The sequence below is a fragment of the Thermogutta sp. genome, assembly GCF_014359955.1.
Taxonomy (GTDB): domain Bacteria; phylum Planctomycetota; class Planctomycetia; order Pirellulales; family Thermoguttaceae; genus Thermogutta.
The window spans coordinates 1-2,773 of sequence record NZ_JACIYL010000612.1; the positions used below are offsets into that span (position 1 = coordinate 1).

The following is a 2,773-nucleotide window of genomic DNA, read 5'->3' on the forward strand; positions in this document are numbered from 1 at the left end:
GCAGGGGACGAAACACACGAGCACGAATAGTCGGCCACCCGACAAACATGAATAGACGGTGATCTGATAAACATGAATAGTCGGCCACCCGACACACATGAACAGACGGTTATCCGACAAATATGAATAGACGGTCATCCGACACGCATGAACAGACGGTGACCCGACACACATGAACAGACGGTGACCCGACAAAGAGAACAAAACAGTCTATTCAGCAATCACTCGCCCCGGCCACCCTGCGAAAGGCGTCGTAGATGAGATGGTTGACCACGGTGGTCATGTCGCTGCCCGGATTATACTTCGCGATGTCCCGGACCGTGTTCAGGTGGTCCGTCAGCGTGCACTGTACAAGGTGGGCGGTGCCGCCGTCAGGCGCCTCCTCAGCTACGAGCCACCTCAACGCGCTCCGTCCCGATCACCAAGAATGCGCTCTCCGGCATTCCCAGAGCGCCTACCTTGTTCGTCTACACGGTTTTCCGGGCCAACGTAATTTGCAAATTTAAGTTCCGATCGGCTCCCATGATTCCAGAGGTTCTAAGTCGAAGCACCTCGCCCAGTATATAAGAATCAATGCGAATACGATCCAGAATATTACATGCTCTTTTACGCCAACTCGTTGCTTAGGAGGGCCTTTACGGAAGCGCACCCAAACTACACCCCATGATACCGCGAACGGCACGACCCAACCACCGATGAGCCCTATTAGGTCTTCACCATCTGGAAATCGCAGCGATAGGAGTCGTCCAAATAGAAGTTTACCGGGAACTTCGATAAACAGATCGAGCCATGCCATGAAAAGCTCACCACCCGCCCAGGGCCAAAGAAACGTCAATAATACAGCTGTCATACAGCCGTTCCATATCGTACGCGCCTTAGAATGGCTGTAAAACGAAAACACATAAGTGACCAAGCCAGCTATTGCGCTATGAATGAGAAAGAACGGTGTGGGGTCCATGGTGAAAAAGCCCTCACTCGTGTCTAGGGAATAGCGCGGCCATTCAAAGGGGTTAAACCTACGCGCTGTGCGACGCATTTAAAAAACCCCTCGTATGAAGCCGCATTGTGTACTCTCTGGTCTGTACTGAGCACTCCACCAGGTACGTCGTAAATAGGTGCTATCACCCCGCCAACTGCTGCGGGTGCTGTAACGTAGGCGACATCAATAGTCCCCGCGTAAATATGGGTCATCTCGTGAAGCAGTATCCCTACTTGGCTCAATTTGTCTTTTTTAAAGAAGGCCGGACATATATGGATGTCTGTTCCGAATATGTCACTAAAATCTGGTTTGCCGGGAGTGGTCCATGTATACGCAATCTTACTCCCCGTGCAAAAGGATTCGCATTCCAGGCCGACTGCTCGAGGGGCAAGTATACCGAATTGCTCTAAAAAAGCGAATGCAATGGCTTTTATACGGTCCCTTACGCTTAACAGCGTTGCATTGGAGATGGGTCCGACTTGGGGCACCACCGTACCGGGCAGCGTTCCTGGGATGTCGCCAAACCAATGGTCAAGGCAAGGACGAATCTCGTTGATGATCTTTCGGTATTCGGGATTCGTTGCCCGATTCGCCGCGCCGACGTCGGCTGCAATATCTACCATTTCCCAAACACGATAAGCCAGCCGAGCGGCGTCACACATCAGTGTCGCCAACTGTTCTTGCTGGTCGTAGCAGCAGTCGTCAAATTCGAGAATGAGGGTGCGCACGACAGTCCCTATCTTGCACGGTTGGTGAATGCGGGGGGCAAACGGCCACAGGGCGAGTGGGTCTGTGTGGATGATCGATCGATTATTCACATACCGATACAAGTTCCCATCGCCGCCGTTAAAGCCGATCGGGTCCTCGCTCAGCCAGCGGCCGACTGAAGCATCGTACCAGCGGTTGAGGTCGTTTTGGGGTTGGGTGTCACTATCAAACGGTCTTTGAAGTTGAGTGTCACTATCACATGAGCTACCCGTGAATAAGAAGAGACTATCCCTGAATAATGTTGGACCACCGTCGAATAAGAAAACGTTCTCGATCGCCGGATTACTCTCCGACCTCACCTTGCCGAAGGCATCGTAGATGAGATGATTGACCACGGTGGTCATGTCACTGCCCGAATCATACTTCGCGATGTCCCGGACCGTGTTCAGGTGGTCCGTCAGCGTCCACTGTACCGTTTCATCAGCACCGTTGTCAACATTTTCCTCGGGCAAAATTCAATTCACCGCCCGGTGGGCAGAAAGAGTTTGTCGCAGGGGAGGCGTTCAGCGAAAGCGTCGGGCACGGTTGCGGAAGTGCAGATAGTCGGCCAGTACATCGGCCAGGGGACGGCTCGTGTCCACCACGACGTGCTCCGCCTTGTTCCGCTGGCACAGTTCCGACAACCGGTTTTGGAACGCCTGAAACGCCGCCAGATAGTGCGGCCGAAGGTCTTCCGGCCGGGTGATCAGTTCATCAGTGACTTCCAGGCCGATGAATTTGGTCGGGCCCCGGAATTCAAAGGCGATTTCGTCATGATGGAGCACTTGCATGAGGACCACTTCGTGTTGGGCGAAGCGGAGGCGTTGGATGGCGGATTCCAGTTCATCAAGATGGGCGAAAAAGTCGCTTACGATGATAACGATTTCCCGTCGCTGAAACCGGCCGGCAAGCTGGGCCAGACATTCTCCCATGGAGGTTTTGTCGCGGGCTTCGGAGTTGTCGAGGTGCTCCGTCATCCGCACAATCTGCGCGAGGGCGTTACTGGGAGGTACGAATCCGCGCGGTTGATCGTCAATCGTGGAGAGG

2 protein-coding genes and 1 pseudogene are annotated in these 2,773 nt (G+C 53.7%); all 3 read right to left on the reverse strand.

Annotation, left to right across the window (positions count from 1 at the left end; all coding sequences use genetic code 11):
• Positions 1 to 214: 214 nt before the first annotated feature.
• The gene (locus H5U08_RS15005; RefSeq protein ID WP_297034802.1) at positions 215 to 403 is read right to left on the reverse strand and encodes a hypothetical protein; all 189 of its coding nucleotides are present in this window, start codon (positions 401 to 403) and stop codon (positions 215 to 217) included.
• A 578-nt stretch (positions 404 to 981) separates the two neighbouring features.
• Positions 982 to 2,199, reverse strand: a complete 1,218-nt coding sequence (locus H5U08_RS15010) for an RHS repeat-associated core domain-containing protein (protein ID WP_297034806.1) — start codon at positions 2,197 to 2,199, stop codon at positions 982 to 984.
• Positions 2,200 to 2,250: 51 nt separating this feature from the next.
• Positions 2,251 to 2,773 (reverse strand): annotated as a pseudogene (locus H5U08_RS15015) (DUF58 domain-containing protein); the annotation flags it as partial.